The organism is Pedobacter sp., from assembly GCF_045627485.1.
GTDB lineage: Bacteria > Bacteroidota > Bacteroidia > Sphingobacteriales > Sphingobacteriaceae > Pedobacter.
In genome coordinates, this window is sequence record NZ_JAZQNU010000196.1 from 19,726 (window position 1) to 36,723 (window position 16,998).

Annotated in this window: 12 protein-coding genes, 1 tRNA gene and 1 pseudogene; 11 read left to right on the top strand and 3 right to left on the bottom strand. The window is 39.2% G+C overall.

The window, feature by feature from the left end; genetic code table 11:
- Positions 1–32: 32 nt before the first annotated feature.
- Together ACR2F3_RS15050 and ACR2F3_RS15055 are read right to left on the bottom strand one after the other, a co-directional pair.
- Positions 33–2,012: an alpha-L-arabinofuranosidase C-terminal domain-containing protein gene (locus ACR2F3_RS15050; protein ID WP_432710806.1), complete on the bottom strand. Its 1,980-nt coding sequence runs from the start codon at positions 2,010–2,012 to the stop codon at positions 33–35.
- A 27-nt stretch (positions 2,013–2,039) separates the two neighbouring features.
- Positions 2,040–3,590: an alpha-N-arabinofuranosidase gene (locus tag ACR2F3_RS15055; RefSeq protein WP_432710807.1), complete on the bottom strand. Its 1,551-nt coding sequence runs from the start codon at positions 3,588–3,590 to the stop codon at positions 2,040–2,042.
- 788 nt (positions 3,591–4,378) lie between these two features.
- Between ACR2F3_RS15055 and ACR2F3_RS15060 the strand changes: the two genes are divergently transcribed.
- From ACR2F3_RS15060 to ACR2F3_RS15110, 11 genes and pseudogenes are all read left to right on the top strand, one after another.
- Positions 4,379–5,158: a polysaccharide biosynthesis/export family protein gene (locus tag ACR2F3_RS15060; protein WP_432710808.1), complete on the top strand. Its 780-nt coding sequence runs from the start codon at positions 4,379–4,381 to the stop codon at positions 5,156–5,158.
- Positions 5,159–5,161: 3 nt separating this feature from the next.
- Positions 5,162–7,471 carry a GumC family protein gene (locus ACR2F3_RS15065; protein ID WP_432710809.1) on the top strand — a complete coding sequence of 770 codons (2,310 nt, stop codon included), beginning with the start codon at positions 5,162–5,164 and terminating at the stop codon, positions 7,469–7,471.
- 21 nt (positions 7,472–7,492) lie between these two features.
- Positions 7,493–8,818: a flippase gene (locus tag ACR2F3_RS15070; RefSeq protein WP_432710810.1), complete on the top strand. Its 1,326-nt coding sequence runs from the start codon at positions 7,493–7,495 to the stop codon at positions 8,816–8,818.
- A gap of 25 nt (positions 8,819–8,843) precedes the next feature.
- Positions 8,844–9,869: a glycosyltransferase gene (locus ACR2F3_RS15075; RefSeq protein ID WP_432710811.1), complete on the top strand. Its 1,026-nt coding sequence runs from the start codon at positions 8,844–8,846 to the stop codon at positions 9,867–9,869.
- Positions 9,866–11,071 (top strand): hypothetical protein, encoded by a 1,206-nt coding sequence (locus ACR2F3_RS15080; RefSeq protein ID WP_432710812.1) that lies wholly within the window; start codon positions 9,866–9,868, stop codon positions 11,069–11,071. Before ACR2F3_RS15075 ends, ACR2F3_RS15080 begins: the two co-directional genes overlap by 4 nt.
- Before the next feature lies 1 nt (position 11,072).
- Positions 11,073–12,029: a glycosyltransferase family 2 protein gene (locus ACR2F3_RS15085; RefSeq protein ID WP_432710813.1), complete on the top strand. Its 957-nt coding sequence runs from the start codon at positions 11,073–11,075 to the stop codon at positions 12,027–12,029.
- Between the two features lie 4 nt (positions 12,030–12,033).
- Positions 12,034–12,990 (top strand): glycosyltransferase family 4 protein, encoded by a 957-nt coding sequence (locus ACR2F3_RS15090; RefSeq protein ID WP_432710814.1) that lies wholly within the window; start codon positions 12,034–12,036, stop codon positions 12,988–12,990.
- Positions 12,991–13,334: 344 nt separating this feature from the next.
- Positions 13,335–13,490: pseudogene (locus tag ACR2F3_RS15095) on the top strand (DapH/DapD/GlmU-related protein); the annotation flags it as partial.
- A 62-nt stretch (positions 13,491–13,552) separates the two neighbouring features.
- On the top strand, positions 13,553–13,996 hold the full coding sequence (locus ACR2F3_RS15100) for an oligosaccharide biosynthesis protein Alg14 (RefSeq protein WP_432710815.1): 444 nt from the start codon (positions 13,553–13,555) through the stop codon (positions 13,994–13,996).
- Complete coding sequence (locus ACR2F3_RS15105) at positions 13,993–14,499, top strand: glycosyltransferase (protein WP_432710816.1); 507 nt, start codon at positions 13,993–13,995, stop codon at positions 14,497–14,499. Before ACR2F3_RS15100 ends, ACR2F3_RS15105 begins: the two co-directional genes overlap by 4 nt.
- 182 nt (positions 14,500–14,681) lie before the next feature.
- On the top strand, positions 14,682–16,343 hold the full coding sequence (locus ACR2F3_RS15110; RefSeq protein ID WP_432710817.1) for a polysaccharide lyase: 1,662 nt from the start codon (positions 14,682–14,684) through the stop codon (positions 16,341–16,343).
- 537 nt (positions 16,344–16,880) lie between these two features.
- Here the strand turns inward: ACR2F3_RS15110 and ACR2F3_RS15115 are convergent.
- Positions 16,881–16,954: transfer RNA gene (locus tag ACR2F3_RS15115), tRNA-Asp, on the bottom strand.
- Positions 16,955–16,998 lie beyond the last annotated feature (44 nt).

Sequence of the window (16,998 nt, forward strand, 5' to 3'; positions counted from 1 at the left end):
TTATTAATTAATTTGCAGTTTCATCCGCTTTATTATTTCAATCCAACACGTACAATGGTGAATGAATAAGGCTTTAGACGAAGAGGAATACAGCTGCCTTTTACGCTTAGTTTTTCTTCTTTCGGACTCACGTTAATGGCATTTTCAAAGGAGTTCTCCGCATCTATGGTTGCACTATTTAAGATGGTTAATGAACCTTTGGACGCCAGCTTCTTGCCTCCCTGCACATTAATATCACGGCTCTTTTCTGTACCAGAAACATTAATTATTTTAATAATCATTTCCTTTGTTGCCTGGTCGATTACTGCGGAAGCGTATACACTGTCCTGACCAGAGATCACCTTATTATCTTCCAGGATGCTGATTACGTTTGTTCCTTTATTGAGTGAATACAGCTTTTGAACGTAATAGCTCGGTGTGCCATAAACGTTTAAGTTATCTACCCATACAAGATCGGGCGTCCACTGCCAGCCATCGGCCTGTGCAAACAGGGGCGCATAAGAAGCCATGTTAACAACGGCCGCATTTCTTTCCAGGCCAGTCATAAATGCGGCCTCTGCAAGGGCACATTCCCAGTTACTTTTGTTGCCTTTGGCAACGCCGGCGCTATGGGCCGCATATTCGCCGGCAAACACTTTAGAGCCATTGCGGTCATAATTATCATATCGGTTAGCATTTTCAAGGAACCATTTTGGCGAGCGATAGTAATGTTCGTCGATGATATCTGTATTTGCTTTGCGTAGTGCATTATTCAATAAGTCAAAACGTTCACCCACTGGATCGGTACCAGAACTTGCAACAAGTTTAATTTCCGGATGTTTGGCTTTTATGGCTTCTGTAAAAAGAGCCAGGCGCTCCAGGTATTGAGGACCCCAATTTTCATTACCTATACCTATTTTCTTTAAGTTGAAAGGCTCGGGATGACCCATATCAGCCCGCACTTTTCCCCAGGTGGTTTCTACGCCCCCGTTAGCAAATTCTATCAGATCAATAGCGTCCTGAATATAAGGCCCAAGATCTTCCAGTTCCACCAGTTCGGCAGTGTTGAACTGACAGGCCATACCGCAATTTAGAATAGGTAAAGCCTCAGCACCAATGTCATCTGCCAACTGAAAATATTCAAAGAAACCTAAACCGAAAGTCTGGTAGTAATCTGGTGTTGGTCGGTGTGCAAACTCGGTATTCCAACGGTTAACCAATAATTCGCGATCTTCGAAAGGACCTACAGTCTTTTTCCATTGGTAACGCGAAGACAGGTCATGACCTTCTACAATACAACCGCCAGGGAAACGCAGAAATCCAGGCTTCATATCAGCAAGCATCTGTACCATATCGGCACGAAGGCCACCCTTTCTATTTTTCCAGGTATCAGTGGGAAATAAGGAGATGATATCAAGGTCAATCTGTCCGGGTCCTTCAAACCACATGCGGAATTTCGCTTTTAACAGTGTTTCAACAGCCTTAAAACTTACTGTTCCTTTGTTCCATTTATTATCGTTATCTAACGGGTTAAGTACGCCGGAACCAATTACTTTTCCGGTGGTGTCAATTAACTCCACATGAATTTTCACTTGAGGACCAGCTGCCCTGTACAAAACGGAGAAATCGTAGGTCATGCCTTTTTTAACGCCAATACCCCTGAAACCTTCATTTGTTAAACTCAGGTCTTCCGGTGTATTGCCTCTTGAGGTCACACGCAGGTACCTTGGATTTTTTTCCTTGCTATCCTTACGGTTCAATACGAGCAGGTCGCCCTCCTTGTATTTCTTCCCTTTTGCTGACCAGCCCATTAAGGGTTTGTAAAACTCAAAAGACCGGTTTTTAATTAGCTCGGCGTAAATCCCCCCATCAGCACCCATATTGATATCTTCAAAGAAAACACCCCACATTTCTGGCTGCACGGCGGCAATCAGCTGGTCGGGGTTGACGTCAATTGTCTTTGTTTTTTGTGCAACCACCTTTAACTGGATGAATGCAAGGATGGCAATGATGGGCAGTGTAATTTGTTTCATTTTTATTCTTTAAGTTGACTTTTTAGGTTAATTAAGGGCAAGTACGACCAACGAGAAAGGTGGAACAGTCACTTTTAATTTTCCGCCTTTCAATTTTGCCTGAGAGAAAGCCGCTGGTTTAATGCGTTCAGGCTGATCAAAAGTATTGTGGTCGTCTACCTTTTTCGAAGTTAGAATTCTGCCGCTAACATTTTTATATTCCTCTCCGGTGATATCAATTTCTATTTCTTCGCTTTTTGAAGAATGGATGTTAACCAGAGACACGTGAGTTAAACCAGTTGTACTTTTGGATGCTGATACAGAAACAGCTGGCAACTTTTCTTTACCAAATACGTAATCTGAGGTTTTCACTTCTACGGGGATTAAAGTAGCGTCCTGATGTATCTTATACATTTCCATTACATGATACGTAGGAGTTAGCAGCATTTTTTCCTTATCTGTTAAAATAACCGACTGCAGTACATTTACACATTGTGCTAAATTAGCAATCTTAACACGGTCGCTATGGTTGTTGAAAATATTTAAGGTAGCACCGGCAATCATGGCATCGCGCATGGTATTCTGCTGGTATAGGAATCCGGGATTAGTACCTTGTTCCACGTCGAACCAGCCACCCCATTCGTCAACTACAAGGGCTATTTTTTTATTTGGATCGTATTTATCCATAATCGCGGTATGTTTGATAATAAGTTCGTCCATACGCAAGGCAGTTTTCATGGTTTCAAAATATTCCTGCTCAGAATAACCGGTGGCAGGGCCTTTCTTCTCCCAGGTCGGAAAGGAGTAATGGTGTAAGGTGATCCCATCTAGCATGCGAAGGGGAATACCTTTCATGAGGGTCTCTGTCCAATGATAATCATCTACATTGGCACCTGAGGCCACTTTAAACAAATCCTGACCTTCCATAAAAGTCGCAAAGCGACGGTATTCGCCAACATAGTATTCTGGCGTCATGTTACCACCGCAACCCCAGGCTTCGTTACCCACGCCCCAGAATTTAACATTCCATGGTTTCTCTTGTCCGTTTTGTACGCGAAGGTCTGACATCGGACTTCTGCCTTCAAAGTTCACGTATTGCACCCAATCGGCAAGCTCCTGTACAGTTCCACTACCAGTATTTCCAGCCACATAAGGTTCAGTGCCCAAAAGCTTACATAAGTTTAGAAAGTCGTGCGTACCAAAACTATTGTCTTCAGTTACACCACCCCACATTGTGTTAACTATAGACGGGCGGTTGACTTTTGTACCAACACCATCTCTCCAATGGTAACGATCGGCAAAACAACCACCGGGCCAGCGAAGGTTAGGGATATTCAAATTCTTCAGGGCTGCAACAATATCATTTCTAACGCCTGCTGTATGAGGGATTTTAGAATCTTCGCCAACATAAAAGCCATCATAAATACTGCGGCCGAGGTGTTCGGCAAAATGGCCATAAACATGTTTGCTTATCTGATTGGAAGGTTTATCAGCACGCATAGCGATTACTGTCTGTTGGGCAAACAGCGATGTGCTTGCAAAAACGGTTAAAAGGCTTAAGAAAGTAATCCTTGGCAAGTTTTTTTTGAACTTCATCATATTAATTAATATTTGGTTAGGTTATGGGAGTTGAATTCCGTTTAATATTCCATAGATAAGGTTTGTAAATACTATTGAACGATACCATTCGGTGACGTGGCAATTGTCAATTTAGGATAAGTTTATATCTGGTTATTCTTTTTTTGGCCGATTTTTTCGGATAAAAATCTAATGTAGGAATAATATTTTAAATGTTAAATTAACATTTAAAATATTATTAAACGTTATAATGATTTTTAATAACCCTTAGTTTAAAGACATAAACATCAACGTCAAACCGCATTATACCAACGAGTTAACGACGATAATGGAGTCCAAAAAATTACAACATTTGGTTAATTCTTTTAATATCATTTTAACATTCAAAGGTTAGGCAGCATAAACACATATGTTAATCTATCCAAGACAGTACATCATGTAACCTGTTACTCACGACAAATTATACACGCGTGAATGTCGATATACACCAGTTAGAATATTTTGAAATGTTTCATTAACCTTTTCCAATTCACGGAGTTTCTGGCATGGATTATTACATTAAAAACGCACTTTTTATAAATTGTAAATAGCTTATGCAGGCATATCACATCAATACACAAGGCAATACACAATCCTTGCGTCGACTTACAGTCCGGCAAAAAGTTTGCTATTTTCGAACTGTCATTTCCCACTATCCCCTTACAAGGAACAGACAAAAAAAGCTTCAAAAAACTGCATTACTGTAAGTAAAATGGCGAAGCTATGCAAAGACCACCCAGCCAACGCGTACACCTAACCTTATCAAGCATATGAATAAAAGAACAAACCTATTGGTATTGCTGATCACAATACTTTTCTGTTCCTGTGGGAGTTACCAGGACATCCCTTATTTTCAGGATCTTAAAACAAACGGACCATCAGAAGAACGTGTAGGCAATTATTCTCCACTCACGATACAACCTGATGATATTTTGGGCATCAATGTAAACAGCAGGAACCCTGAATCGTCGTCTATATTTAACAACAACATTAGCAGGGTGAATGGTATAACCGCAGCAACGCCACAGGATGTACCCGCAACAGGTTACAAAGTTGATGGAGAAGGCTTTATCCATCTGCCCCTGATCGGAAAACATAAAGCCGCCGGAATGACCGTTGCCAGCTTGCGTGAACAGTTAAATGAAATGATGCTAACCTATTATAAAGACCCGGTGGTAAATGTATGGCTTGTGAATTTCAAAGTTTCTGTATATGGAGATGTACTCCGTCCAAATATATACACTTTGCAAAACGAGCGTACAACGATCACACAGGCGTTGAGTCTGGCTGGAGACCTGAATATCACCGCCATGCGCAAAAGGATCTTCCTGATCAGGGAAGAGAATGGAATTAGAAAATATATCCCTATAGACCTTACCTCAAAAAAGGCTTTTCAATCACCATATTATTATTTAAGAAACAACGACGAAATCTATGTACAACCCGACCGCACTAAATATGCAACGGTAGACCGAGGCTACCGAACAGCAACCTTAGTTTTATCGGGACTTTCAATAATTGCAATTGTGTTATCAAACTTATACAGATAAGCTATGAATTTACATATCAACCGCTATTTATACTACTGGCCCCTGTTTCTGATCACATTACTGGTATCAATGGGATTAGCCTATTTATATGTTCGGGCTCAAAATCAAAGCTATGAGATAAAGGCCACACTTTTGATCCAGGATGAGAAAAAATCACCTGACCAACAGTCAGCGCTCAAGGAATTAAACCTCTCCAACTCAACCAAAATCATTGAGAATGAGATCGAAATTCTAAAATCTAACGCCCTAATTTCCAGGGTCGTGAACGACCTCGACTTAGCTGTTGTATATACCATGGAAGATAAACTTCGCAAGGAAGATTTATACAATACTACTCCGGTTAAGTTCACGCTTTTACAAGCAAATAAAAACTTCGTCCCCGAGGAACTTAACATTACGATAAAAGACCAAAATACCTTTTTATTATCGACAAGTGAGGATAGTGAACAGGAATACTCTTTTGATAAAACGTTCAGAAATAAATTTGGAACCTGGAAGTTAAGTCCGAATAGCAATATCGATCAATATGCAGGTGCTCCTATTCACATTCAGGTAAACAATCCCCAGCAAACTGCGGTACTTTATCAAAAAAGGATTGACGTCAGTCTGCTTAATAAGCTTTCGACAGCGGTTGTGATCAGCATTAAAGATCAGCACCCACAACGGGGGGTAGACGTCATCAATCAGCTCATCCTCAGCTATAATGAAGCGGCAAAGGCACAAAAGAATGAGGAGACTAAAAGTACGATCAGCTTTATTGACCAAAGGCTTGCAGCACTTTCAGAAGAACTTACAGAGGCCGAAAAGGGAATTGAGGGCTTTAAAAGTAGTCGTGGAATAACTGATATCAGCGCAGACTCAAAAATCAGCCTGGAAAACATGCAGGCCAATGATAAAAGCCTTAATGAAGTCAACGTACAAATCAGTGTTATTGAGGGGATTGAAGATTACATTAATGCCAACCAAAACACAGGCAGAGTTCCTGCTACTTTGGGCATTGTGGATCCCGCCTTAAGCAGTTTAATTGAGAAGCTCACGCAGCTGCAACTACAACATGACAGGTTATTGGCGACCACCCCGGAAACTAATCCAGATTTTGAGCCTATTAAGATGCAGATTCAAAGCACCAGATCGGCAATCAGAGACAATGTGCGGAATATTAAATCCTCTTTATATAGTACCCGAAATAAATTACAGAGCTATAACTCACGATTTGAATCCTCTATAAAAAACATCCCAACTCAGGAACGCCAATATATTAGCATTAAAAGACAGCAAGCGAGTAAAGAAAATTTATATACTTATCTGCTGCAAAAAAAGGAGGAGGTGTCTGTGAGTTACGCCACTACCTTGTCTGACGAGCAGATCATCGACAAAGCTTATGCTGTACCTACCGGAGGTTTAATGAAACTGGCAACCTATGCTGGTGCTTTCATTCTGGGCTTAGGAATTCCGGCAGGTTTAGTTTTTGCCCGCAGCAAGGTAAAGGACAGTATCGTTAATTTAAATGAAATAAAAGGAGACCTAAAGGTTCCTATCGTGGGTCAGTTAGAGCTTTCTGAGGAAAAACAGCAATTAGCAATAAGCCAGTCAAATTCAAGCGCCATGAGCGAACAACTCAGGGCCCTGCGATCGCGACTCCATCATCTTTATAAGCGAAAAATAAGTGGCCGGATAACCCTGGTTACATCAAGTATTTCTGGAGAAGGTAAAAGTTTTGTGAGCAGTAACCTTGCCGTAGCGTTAGCACTGGCGGGCCGGAAAACACTCATTATTGAGGCAGATATGCGAAAACCAAAGATCGCGGCAACACTGGGTATAGCCAAGGGCGAGGCTGGTCTGAGCGATTATTTAATGGGTAATGCAACAGATAGTAACATCGTGATTAAACACCATTCCATACCCAACTTACATGTTATCTGTAGCGGCACACCCGTGGGAAACCCATCAGAACTGTTAGAGGACGACTGTCTGCAGAATCTGTTCTCCAACCTGCGGGAAACTTTTGATGATGTCATTATCGACAGTCCGCCAGTACACTTGGTATCCGACAGTTTTACACTTTCTAAAATGAGTGACGTTACCCTATATATTATCAGACAGGGTTATACCGAGAAAGCAGAATTAGCTTTCATAAAAGACTTATATGAGCAGCAGCAACTGAGCAACATGATGTTCATTTTCAATGGCATCAGTAAAATTAAGTATGGCTATGGCTACAACTACGATTATAGCTACTATAACCAGGGAGCTAAGAAAAAACCTTTAAACTTTTTATTTAGCAATTTTTCCAATCGCTTTGTGCCCGCTTAAGTTCACAACTCCAGCAGCATTATGAATGTAGAAAAGAAAAATTTGACCCGAAACGTCTTATCGCTATCGGTAGTCCAAATTGCTAATAATGTATTGCCTTTGCTTTCTGTTCCGGTGATTTCAAGAATTATCGGGCCCGACAAATTTGGATCGATCAATTTTGCAGCCTCTTTTATCGGTTACTTTGTTCTGCTGATTGGCTATGGATTTGATCTCTCCGCAACCAGAAAGATAGCCAGAGACCCCTTTAATGTGGAGAACCGCAACCAGGTTTTTAGTGAAGTGTTTTATATTCAGTTAATCTTATTATTATTATCTGGAATCATATTCGCCTGGCTGCTTTATACCATACCACAGTTTAAGGTGGAATCTTTGCTGATGATTTTTTCGTTTTTAATATGTTTCAGCACATTATTTACACAAAACTGGTTGTTTCTTGCGATGCAGGATATGCCTAAAGTTGCTGTTTTCAATTTAATCACAAAGTTGCTGTTTACGGTTTTTATCCTGCTATTAGTAAAACGAAAAGAGGATTATGTGTTGCAACCTTTAATTATAGGATGCATTCAGATTGCAGTTTCCCTGGCCTCATTTGCCTGGGCTTTTAAGACGTATCAATTGAAATTTGTAAAAGTTCCAATTCTAACCACATTGAAATTATTGTGGACAGAACGCATGATATTTTTTTCATTAGTGGTGGTGAATCTATTTACAACTACAAACGTATTTATCCTGGGGCTTTACCAAAACCCTACTCAGGTGGGCTATTTTTCCGCAGGCCAGAAACTAATCATCATCATTCAAACCATTCTAACTACTCCTTTATCCCAAGCGCTATATCCTTATATAGGCCAGTCTTTTGGAGTGAGTAAGGAAGCTGGAATAAAAATGGTGCAAAAATTATTACCAATTGTGCTGATGTTAACTGGTGCTGCCGTACTGGCAATCTTCTTATTGGGACCTTACCTTATAAATCTTTTTTACGGAGATAAATTCTATCCTGCGATACCGGTGTTGTATATATTAATGTTTCTACCACTAATTATTTGTTTCAGCAACCTCATGGGTATCCAGATTATGCTAAACCTGAAGATGGATAAGGTTTTTTTTAGAATAACTGCCTGTGGAGCTGCTATAAGTATTTTTTTAAATCTATTAACGATAAAAAAATGGGGATACCTCGCCACCTCATTCAATTGGGTTCTGACAGAGCTTGTCATTGCTATTACCATGTTTTTGGTCTTAAGGCGCAAAGATATCAATCCTATTGATGTACAATATTTCAAATTATCAGTATATAAAAAACATTACCAGGCCTTAAAATTAAAATACTGGCCTGCGCCTTAGTGTTAATCACAAATAGTTTACCGAAATGAAAAAAACTGTAGCAACGGTCCTTACGTTTAATCGTATTGACCTATTGAAAGAGTGCATAAAATGTATAAGAAGTCAGACGGTACCAGTTGATCATATTATTGTAGTGAATAATGCCAGCACAGATGGTACTGAAGAATGGTTAAACACACAACCAGACCTGGAGGTTATTACTACAAACAAAAACCTTGGCGGCTCTGGCGGATTTAAAAAAGGATTTGAGAAGGCTTACGAACACCAGTCTGAATGGATCTGGATGATGGATGATGATGCCTTTCCAGAATCGGATTGCCTGGAGAACCTGCTTAAAGAGAGTGAGCTGCTGACAGATAATAAAATTGTACTTGCACCGGTCGTTATAGAGGGGGACAAGGTAGACCATATGCACAGGGGATATATAAATTTTGATAAGATAAAATTTCCATTGCAGGTTCATACTAATGACAAAATCTTCCAAACAGAAGGCAATCTGGTTGAAATATCCTTTGCATCTTTTATCGGGCTGTTTATTAAGAGAGAAATTATAACTGAAATAAACTTTCCACATCCCAATTATTACATCTTTCAGGAAGACATGGAATATTCAATCAGAATAGTTAAAGCCGGTTTTCCTATATACCTGGTGAAGAATGCCCTGATCTATCATAAGACACGTAGGAAGCCAGTACTTAATGAACCAAACACCATAACCTTTTCGAGTAAGAGTTACGAAAAACAGAAAAGAACGATATCCCAATTTTACTATGACAAGAGAGAAAAATATGAGGAATTATCAAAAATAAATCCGCTGTTGTTCATCAGTAAGCGAAATTGGTTGTGGACGATTATGCAGCATAATGGGATGAACATGCCCCTTTTTTTATTTCTGGTTAACGACATTTTCAGGTCTGCAGCCTATATTTTATTTTCAAAATCCAACAACAAGCTTTTATTCAACCTATTCTACGCCATGTATAGCCAGGGTCTATCTGGAAAGTTTGATAACGCGACAATATTAACTATGCCAAAGAATACAAACTTATGATGGTGACTGAACACAAACAACGCCTTCAAGGAATTATGATCTTCCTGCTCGTCATTCTTTCCTTAAATTTTTTCTTTGCCAGGTTCGTGACAACTTCGATGCTCAAAAATATTTGTTACGCATACATGTTAGGAGCGATCATGTTGTCCATTCCACGTTCTTTTAAAGTTGGCAATGGTTTCGTATTACCCGTACAACTGATTAGCGTCTCAGTACTACTGTCAATTTTTTTAGCCCAGATATCCTGGAAACAAGATTTAACCTATTTCACGAGTACCATACCCTATTTGCTATGGATAGTCTTTTTCTATCTGTTGCACATTAGATTCCCCATAGCGAAACTGGAAAAAATCACCTTTTTCTATGGCTGGGTGTACATCCTGCTATTCATGTACCAATACACGCATAGCCATGTTGTTTATTTTGGCTTCAGAGAAGAATTTGCCGAAGACAGGGGGGTAATACGAATTCTATTTCCAGGTGCAGGTGTGTTTTTACTTGCTTATTACATCGCTTTAAACAAGGTAATGGACAAAATTAAATACCGCTGGGTTTTTGCGCTTTTTATCCTATGTGGCATCGTTGTCACGGTACTACAGGTGACTAAACAGAGTATTGCAATACTATTGCTTATTACTATATTTCATCTGCTTAGAACTGTCTCGGTTGGAAAGAAAGTGCTGGTTATGATTTTAGCAGGAGCAGCCATTTATGGAACGCTCAATTCAAACAATCCCATATCAAGAGGAATCATTGAATCACAACGGGACAACGTGCAGCAAGGTAACCAGAATATAAGAATCCTGGCAAGCGAATACTTCGTGAACGACTTCTCCCCTAATTTGCTAAGCAGGATATTTGGTAATGGTTATCCAAACTTGAAATCCAATTATGGCAAGTTTATAACAATTCTCGAAGATAACTATGGTTACTTTCTTACAGATGTAGGGATTGTTGGCATGTATGCAATGTTCGGAATCCTTCCTATTATTGCATACGTCATCATATTCTACAGAGGTTTGCGCATGCAGGTTCCACCAGAATACCAATACCTGAAATACTATTTGTTTAATCTATTAGCTACTTGCCTGACTTCAGATTCTATTTTCTCGATTAGCTTCATTCTTACTAATGTGTTTGTGCTTTATAGTCTGCAAGTATTAAAAGAACAAAAGCAATCCACAACGTTAATGAAAGTTTAGCATGGTTGATAAAATTAAACTCGCGCTGGTGATACCAGCATTTAAGGGCCGCTACCTTAAAGATGCGCTAGATTCCATTGCACAACAGACCTGTAAATTATTTAACCTATATATTGGCGACGATGCTAGTCCGGACGACCTGGGCAAACTGATTACGGCCTACCACGGCAAAATCAATATCATTTACAAGCGATTTCCTGAGAACCTTGGCGGCAAGGATCTTGTGGCACATTGGGAGCGTTGCATAGACCTTACAGGAGATGAAGAATGGATTTGGTTATTCTCTGATGATGATGTGATGGGAAACACCTGTGTTCAGAATTTTTACAATGGTCTCCAAAGTGAGCCTTGCGCGGACTTATTTCATATCAACATTAATTTCATAAATGCAGCAGGTGAGATTTTCAAAAAATGCTCGCCATTTCCCGAGAAACTGTCTGTTTCAGATTTTTTTTTTAAGAGAATTAAGTTTCAGCTTAATAGTTCTGTAGTTGAATATATATTCAGAAAAACAGTCTATATAGACAAAAAAGGTTTTAAAAACAATGACATGGCATGGTGTTCTGATGATGCCACATGGATCAAATTTGGTAAAGACAATGGAATCGTAACCATCCCGGGAATAGTTTACTGGCGTATTAGCGGCGATAACATCTCATCGGTCAACAACGATAAAAATGTCGTGATCAGGAAATTGAAATCTAATGTAAACCATGTAAAATGGGTGAATAGTTACTTCATAAAATACAACCTGGCTGACCAAACGGAACCCTTCGACAAACTTAAATGGACGATATCAACAATCGTTGTTACCTCCGCATTCACCTTTAAGGAAAAATACAAGGCAGTAATGAATGCCATGAATGAACTGGGCTACGCGGAAACCAAGCTACAGGCATTGACATACCTCGCCTACTGGGAAATCAAAAACTTTTTATTAGGCTTTCAAAAATCCTAAAAGCATGAAAGTACTATATATTACAAATATGTATCCGGTTGAGGACTACATCTATTTTGGTATACACGTTAAGGAACAAATAGAAGCCATAGCAAGCCATAACGGGGTTGAAGTAGAAATATACTTTATCAATGGCCGCGCTAAGAAATGGAATTATTTAAAAAGCATCGGTAACATTAGGAACATGCTTAAAAATGGAAACTATGACTTGGTTCATATCCATTATGGCTTATCGGCGTTATTTCTTCTATTTTATCAACCAAAACTCCCAGTAATTATCACATTACACAGCGGCGAATTGTACAGAAAAAAAGGAGCAATCAACCACCTGGCCCAGAAAACCATCACCCTGTCTATTTTAAAGAATACAACCAAAATCATTGTTCTTAATGATGATATGGTGAATTTATTACATAAATACCAAAAAAAGTTAGTGAAATTACCTTGCGGAATTGACCTGAATTTTTTTCGGGAGAAAGGCAACCATACAGTAGACAAGGAATTGATTATTGGATTTCCAGGGAACAAAACGAGAAATGAAAAAAACTTCAAACTCTTTGATGAAATTACCAGGGAGCTTCGTAAAACCTTTAATATTCGTATCATTGAATTTCACAACTTAACCAGAGATGAGGTATTACTCCACCTTCAAAGTCTCGATGTGTTAGTGATGACTTCCTTAGTAGAAGGATCACCCCAGATTATAAAAGAAGCAATGGCTTGCAACAGGCCAATTGTTAGTACAAATGTAGGCGACATTGCCGACTTACTTCATGATGTACAGAATTGCTATGTAATCAATTCCTTTGAGCCTGCTGCACTCCTCAAACCCATAAAAAAAATATTATTGTTACCAGTTGAAGATCGGAAATCAAATGGTAGGCATAAACTGGATCAAATGGGATTAGGCGCCGATCAGGTTGCCAACTCAGTATTACATATATATAACGAAGTCTTATGAAAAAGCTTTTTCTGGTTACCTACTATCTGCTCCTAAAAAACCTGCCGTCAAGCTATTTTCCTATGGGAAAAGTGTTTAATGCACTAAGAATTGGTGTATTAAAAAGGCTTTTCACTATTGGTGCCCATACTACGATCGAATCAGGTTTTAAGTTCGGTCTCAGGGACGTCTTAATCATTGGCAGCCATAGCCAAATTAATGAAGACGTCTATATACAATCTGCTATTATAGGCAATTATGTCCTGATTGCACAAAGGGTTGCCATATTAAGTGTAACCCACCATTTTGACTCCGCTATCGTTCCCATTAAGCTACAAGGTTCGACTAAATCATCACCAGTGATTATTGCGGATGACGTATGGATTGGAAGAAATGCCATAGTTATGCCCGGACTAATCATTGGCAAGGGTGCTATTATTGCAGCAGGCGCAGTGGTAACGAAGGATGTGCCTCCTTTTGCAGTAGTTGGTGGTGTACCAGCTAAAATAATTAAGTATAGAAATAAAATATATATAGAAAATTAACGCCCCATATAGATTAGCAAACTTTTAAAATCACTACCATGAAAATTTTAGCAATTGCGTCAGAAGGTGGCCATTGGGTACAGCTTTTAAGATTAACACCCGCGTTTAAGGGCCAGGAGTTATCTTTTATGTCTACCAACCCAGATATCAGTGCTACACTTAAAGATTACACCTATTACAGAGTACCCGATGCCAACAAGGGTACTAAATTTAAATTAATCCATTGCTTTTTCCATGTTGCATGGGTCGTTTTTAGGCAACGGCCTAAAGCTATTATCACAACAGGTGCTGCACCAGGACTGATGGGTATTATTGCCGGTCGGTTGATTGGGGCTAAAACCATTTGGATTGACAGCATTGCAAACGCGGAACAACTATCATTGAGCGGAAAAATTGCCAGGTACTTCGCCGATAGAGTTTACACACAATGGTCAAACCTGGCAACTAATAAGATATATTATAAGGGAAATGTATTATCATGATATTTGTTATAACAGGAACACAAGCGCCTTTTGACCGCCTTGTTAAATGTATGGATGAAATTGCACCATCACTCAAAGACGTGGAAATTATTGCTCAGGTCAATCACTCCAAATATAAAGTTAAAAACATGAAGTCGGTTGCGACAATGAAACCACTGGATTTTAATGAGAATTTCTCACGTGCCGATCTTATTATTAGCCATGCAGGTATGGGAACCATCATTTTAGCACTACAAAATAATAAACCAACGATCATATTACCCAGGTCCGCTGCCTTGGGCGAGCATCGTAACGATCATCAGCTTGCCACAGCAAAAGTATTAGAAAAACTGAAATATATACATGTCATTTATGATGAAAAAGAGTTGAATGCAAAGATCTCAAACTTTTTTAGTGGCGAACTCACACCTTTACATGCAATTGAAAGCGTTGCTTCCCAAAGTTTAATCGATTCTATACAAGAATACTTAAACATTGGTAGTGGAAGTAGCATACAAAACTAAAAACCACCTACAGATAACGAAAACGTATTTTTACTTATTATTTACAGTAGTATTCCATAGAATAAAAAGGATTCATCAGTAATAAAAACAGAGTCTTACAAAATAAAAAAAGAAACAATCCTAATAATTATTAGATATGTACTAAATTTTTTATTTAGTTTTGGAAAAAACTCCTGAATTAAATGAGAAATTTAACGAAAACAAAAACACTAAAACCAAAGCTTATTTTACTCTTAGCACTTTTCTTCGCATTCGGTATTCAAAGCTGTCAAAAATCAGAATCTGAAGAACTTGAGTTTACAAACCTGGAACCAGTTACAGATTCAAGTGCAGTTAGCGCAACTAACAACCTCTCAAGTGGCATCATTAGCTACAATGACTTCAATACTCAAATAGGAAAATGGTATGAAGAAAGCATCTCCGCATCTTGGTCGGCAAACATTAACAATCAGATCACTCGAGCTGGCAAAGGCTCAGTAAGATTTGAACTAAGAAGAAATGATTCAAAACATGGCTATCGTGCTGAAATAGCGCAACAACCAGGTGTGGTAAAGAAAGAGGCATGGTATGGCTTCTCGAATTATTTTCCTAAAGAATTCATCTCGGATCCAATCCCTGAGATCATTGCACAATTTCACGCAAAACCAGACTTAGACAAAGGCGAAAAATGGAGAAGCCCACCATTGGCTTTAGCCATTCTGAACGACCGTTTTGTATTAGAGATGAGGAATGATGCCAGACGAATTACAACTGGTGAATTAAAAATGACCAGAATTGATCTGGGTCCAGTTGAAAAAGAAGTATGGAACGATTGGGTTGTACATGCAAAATGGGCCTGGGATAATACCGGTGTCTTAGAGATATGGAAAAACAACAAATTGGTAGTCAGCAGAAAAAATCTGCCTAACTGCTACAATGACGCGACCTATCCATATTTCAAAATCGGAATTTACAAATGGGATTGGGCAAAAAAATCAACCCCATCGGTGCAAAAGCGAGTATACTATGTTGATGAAGTTACTGTAGCCAATGGTAACGCAGGATATAATAACGTTTTCCCAGGACGCAAATCAACCTCTGGATCAGTTACACCACCAGTAACGATTGAAAAACCTTCAAATGTTAGTAATGCTGCTGTTAACTATTACAATTTCAACAGCTCCCTAGGTAGCTGGTATGAAAGAAGTATTACGCAATCATGGTCCGCAAACATTAGCACAGAAAAAAAACGTGCTGGCAACGGCTCCTTGAGATTTGAATTGAGAAAAAATGATTCGAAATTAGGCTACCGTACAGAGCTTGGCCAGCAACCCGGGAAAGAGCAGGAAGGCTGGTATGGGTTTTCAAATTACTTTCCAAAAGCATGGACCAAAGATCCAATTCCAGAAATTATTGCGCAATTTAATTCCAAACCAGATTTGGAAAAAGGCGAAGCCTGGAGGAGCCCGCCATTAGCTTTAGCCATCCTGAATGACCGTTTTGTATTGGAAATGAGGAATGATGCAAATGCGATTACCAAAGGACAGCCTAAAATGACAAGAATCGACCTAGGCCCTGTAACCAAAGAGGTTTGGAATGACTGGGTAATCCACGTGAAGTGGGCATGGAACAACACAGGTGTGTTAGAAATATGGAAAAACAATAAACTAGTGGTAAGCCGAAAAAATATGCCTAACTGCTACAATGACGCAACTTATCCATATTTTAAAACTGGTATTTACAAATGGGATTGGGCAAAAAAATCTACCCCATCTGTACAAAAGCGAGTTTATTTTGTAGATGAATTGACCATAGGGAAATCAAACGCGACTTACAACGACGTGTATCCTGGTCGTTCAAAATAAAACTCATAAATCTTCATACACACAAATTAATCGAAAGCGGGTTCCTAAAAGGAACCCGCTTTTTTTTTATCTGTATTTCAATTTGAACTTAGCATCATCAAAATTCTCCTGGGCATATTTGATAACTTACTCACACGACATGCACAAAACAGATGCGTCAAAAAATCAGATTACCCGAGATCGAGTCTAAAAATATGTGGAGCAAGATTATTTTCACATATAAAAGCTGTGTTAGACAGTACAAGAAAAAAACAATACCTGTTACTCCTTTGAATTGACTTCAAATTGCTTTTATTTTAGCACTGGATGATTCAACTGAGGGATTTTTGAAACGGCTACCGATTTAATTCAAGATGGTTTGACAATGATATTGAAAGAGACCTTGAGATTGTGTTGAATGACTTAAAGCCCAATTGCCTTATTGCCTCATGCCATTTGGCAAGTCTTGCCAGGCCATAAAGCTTGTCGGTGGTTTTAACCAAAAAAGCCTGTCATCATACGATAACAGGCTTTTAAATGATTTGTTAATTTAACTAGCGGACCGGACGGGACTCGAACCCGCGACCTCCGCCGTGACAGGGCGGCATTCTAACCAGCTGAACTACCGGTCCGTTAAGTCGGAGGCCAAGCGGTCTTAGGAAGACAATAGAGAGGG

Excerpts from the sequence above, each read along its gene's own strand:
- ACR2F3_RS15085 (WP_432710813.1), top strand. The coding sequence starts at position 11,073 with ATGGTTGATAAAATTAAACTCGCGCTGGTGATACCAGCATTTAAGGGC.
- ACR2F3_RS15110 (WP_432710817.1), top strand. The coding sequence starts at position 14,682 with ATGAGAAATTTAACGAAAACAAAAACACTAAAACCAAAGCTTATTTTA.
- ACR2F3_RS15050 (WP_432710806.1), bottom strand. The coding sequence starts at position 2,012 with ATGAAACAAATTACACTGCCCATCATTGCCATCCTTGCATTCATCCAG.
- ACR2F3_RS15070 (WP_432710810.1), top strand. The coding sequence starts at position 7,493 with ATGAATGTAGAAAAGAAAAATTTGACCCGAAACGTCTTATCGCTATCG.
- ACR2F3_RS15100 (WP_432710815.1), top strand. The coding sequence starts at position 13,553 with ATGAAAATTTTAGCAATTGCGTCAGAAGGTGGCCATTGGGTACAGCTT.
- ACR2F3_RS15055 (WP_432710807.1), bottom strand. The coding sequence starts at position 3,590 with ATGATGAAGTTCAAAAAAAACTTGCCAAGGATTACTTTCTTAAGCCTT.
- ACR2F3_RS15105 (WP_432710816.1), top strand. The coding sequence starts at position 13,993 with ATGATATTTGTTATAACAGGAACACAAGCGCCTTTTGACCGCCTTGTT.
- ACR2F3_RS15080 (WP_432710812.1), top strand. The coding sequence starts at position 9,866 with ATGATGGTGACTGAACACAAACAACGCCTTCAAGGAATTATGATCTTC.
- ACR2F3_RS15065 (WP_432710809.1), top strand. The coding sequence starts at position 5,162 with ATGAATTTACATATCAACCGCTATTTATACTACTGGCCCCTGTTTCTG.
- ACR2F3_RS15075 (WP_432710811.1), top strand. The coding sequence starts at position 8,844 with ATGAAAAAAACTGTAGCAACGGTCCTTACGTTTAATCGTATTGACCTA.
- ACR2F3_RS15090 (WP_432710814.1), top strand. The coding sequence starts at position 12,034 with ATGAAAGTACTATATATTACAAATATGTATCCGGTTGAGGACTACATC.
- ACR2F3_RS15060 (WP_432710808.1), top strand. The coding sequence starts at position 4,379 with ATGAATAAAAGAACAAACCTATTGGTATTGCTGATCACAATACTTTTC.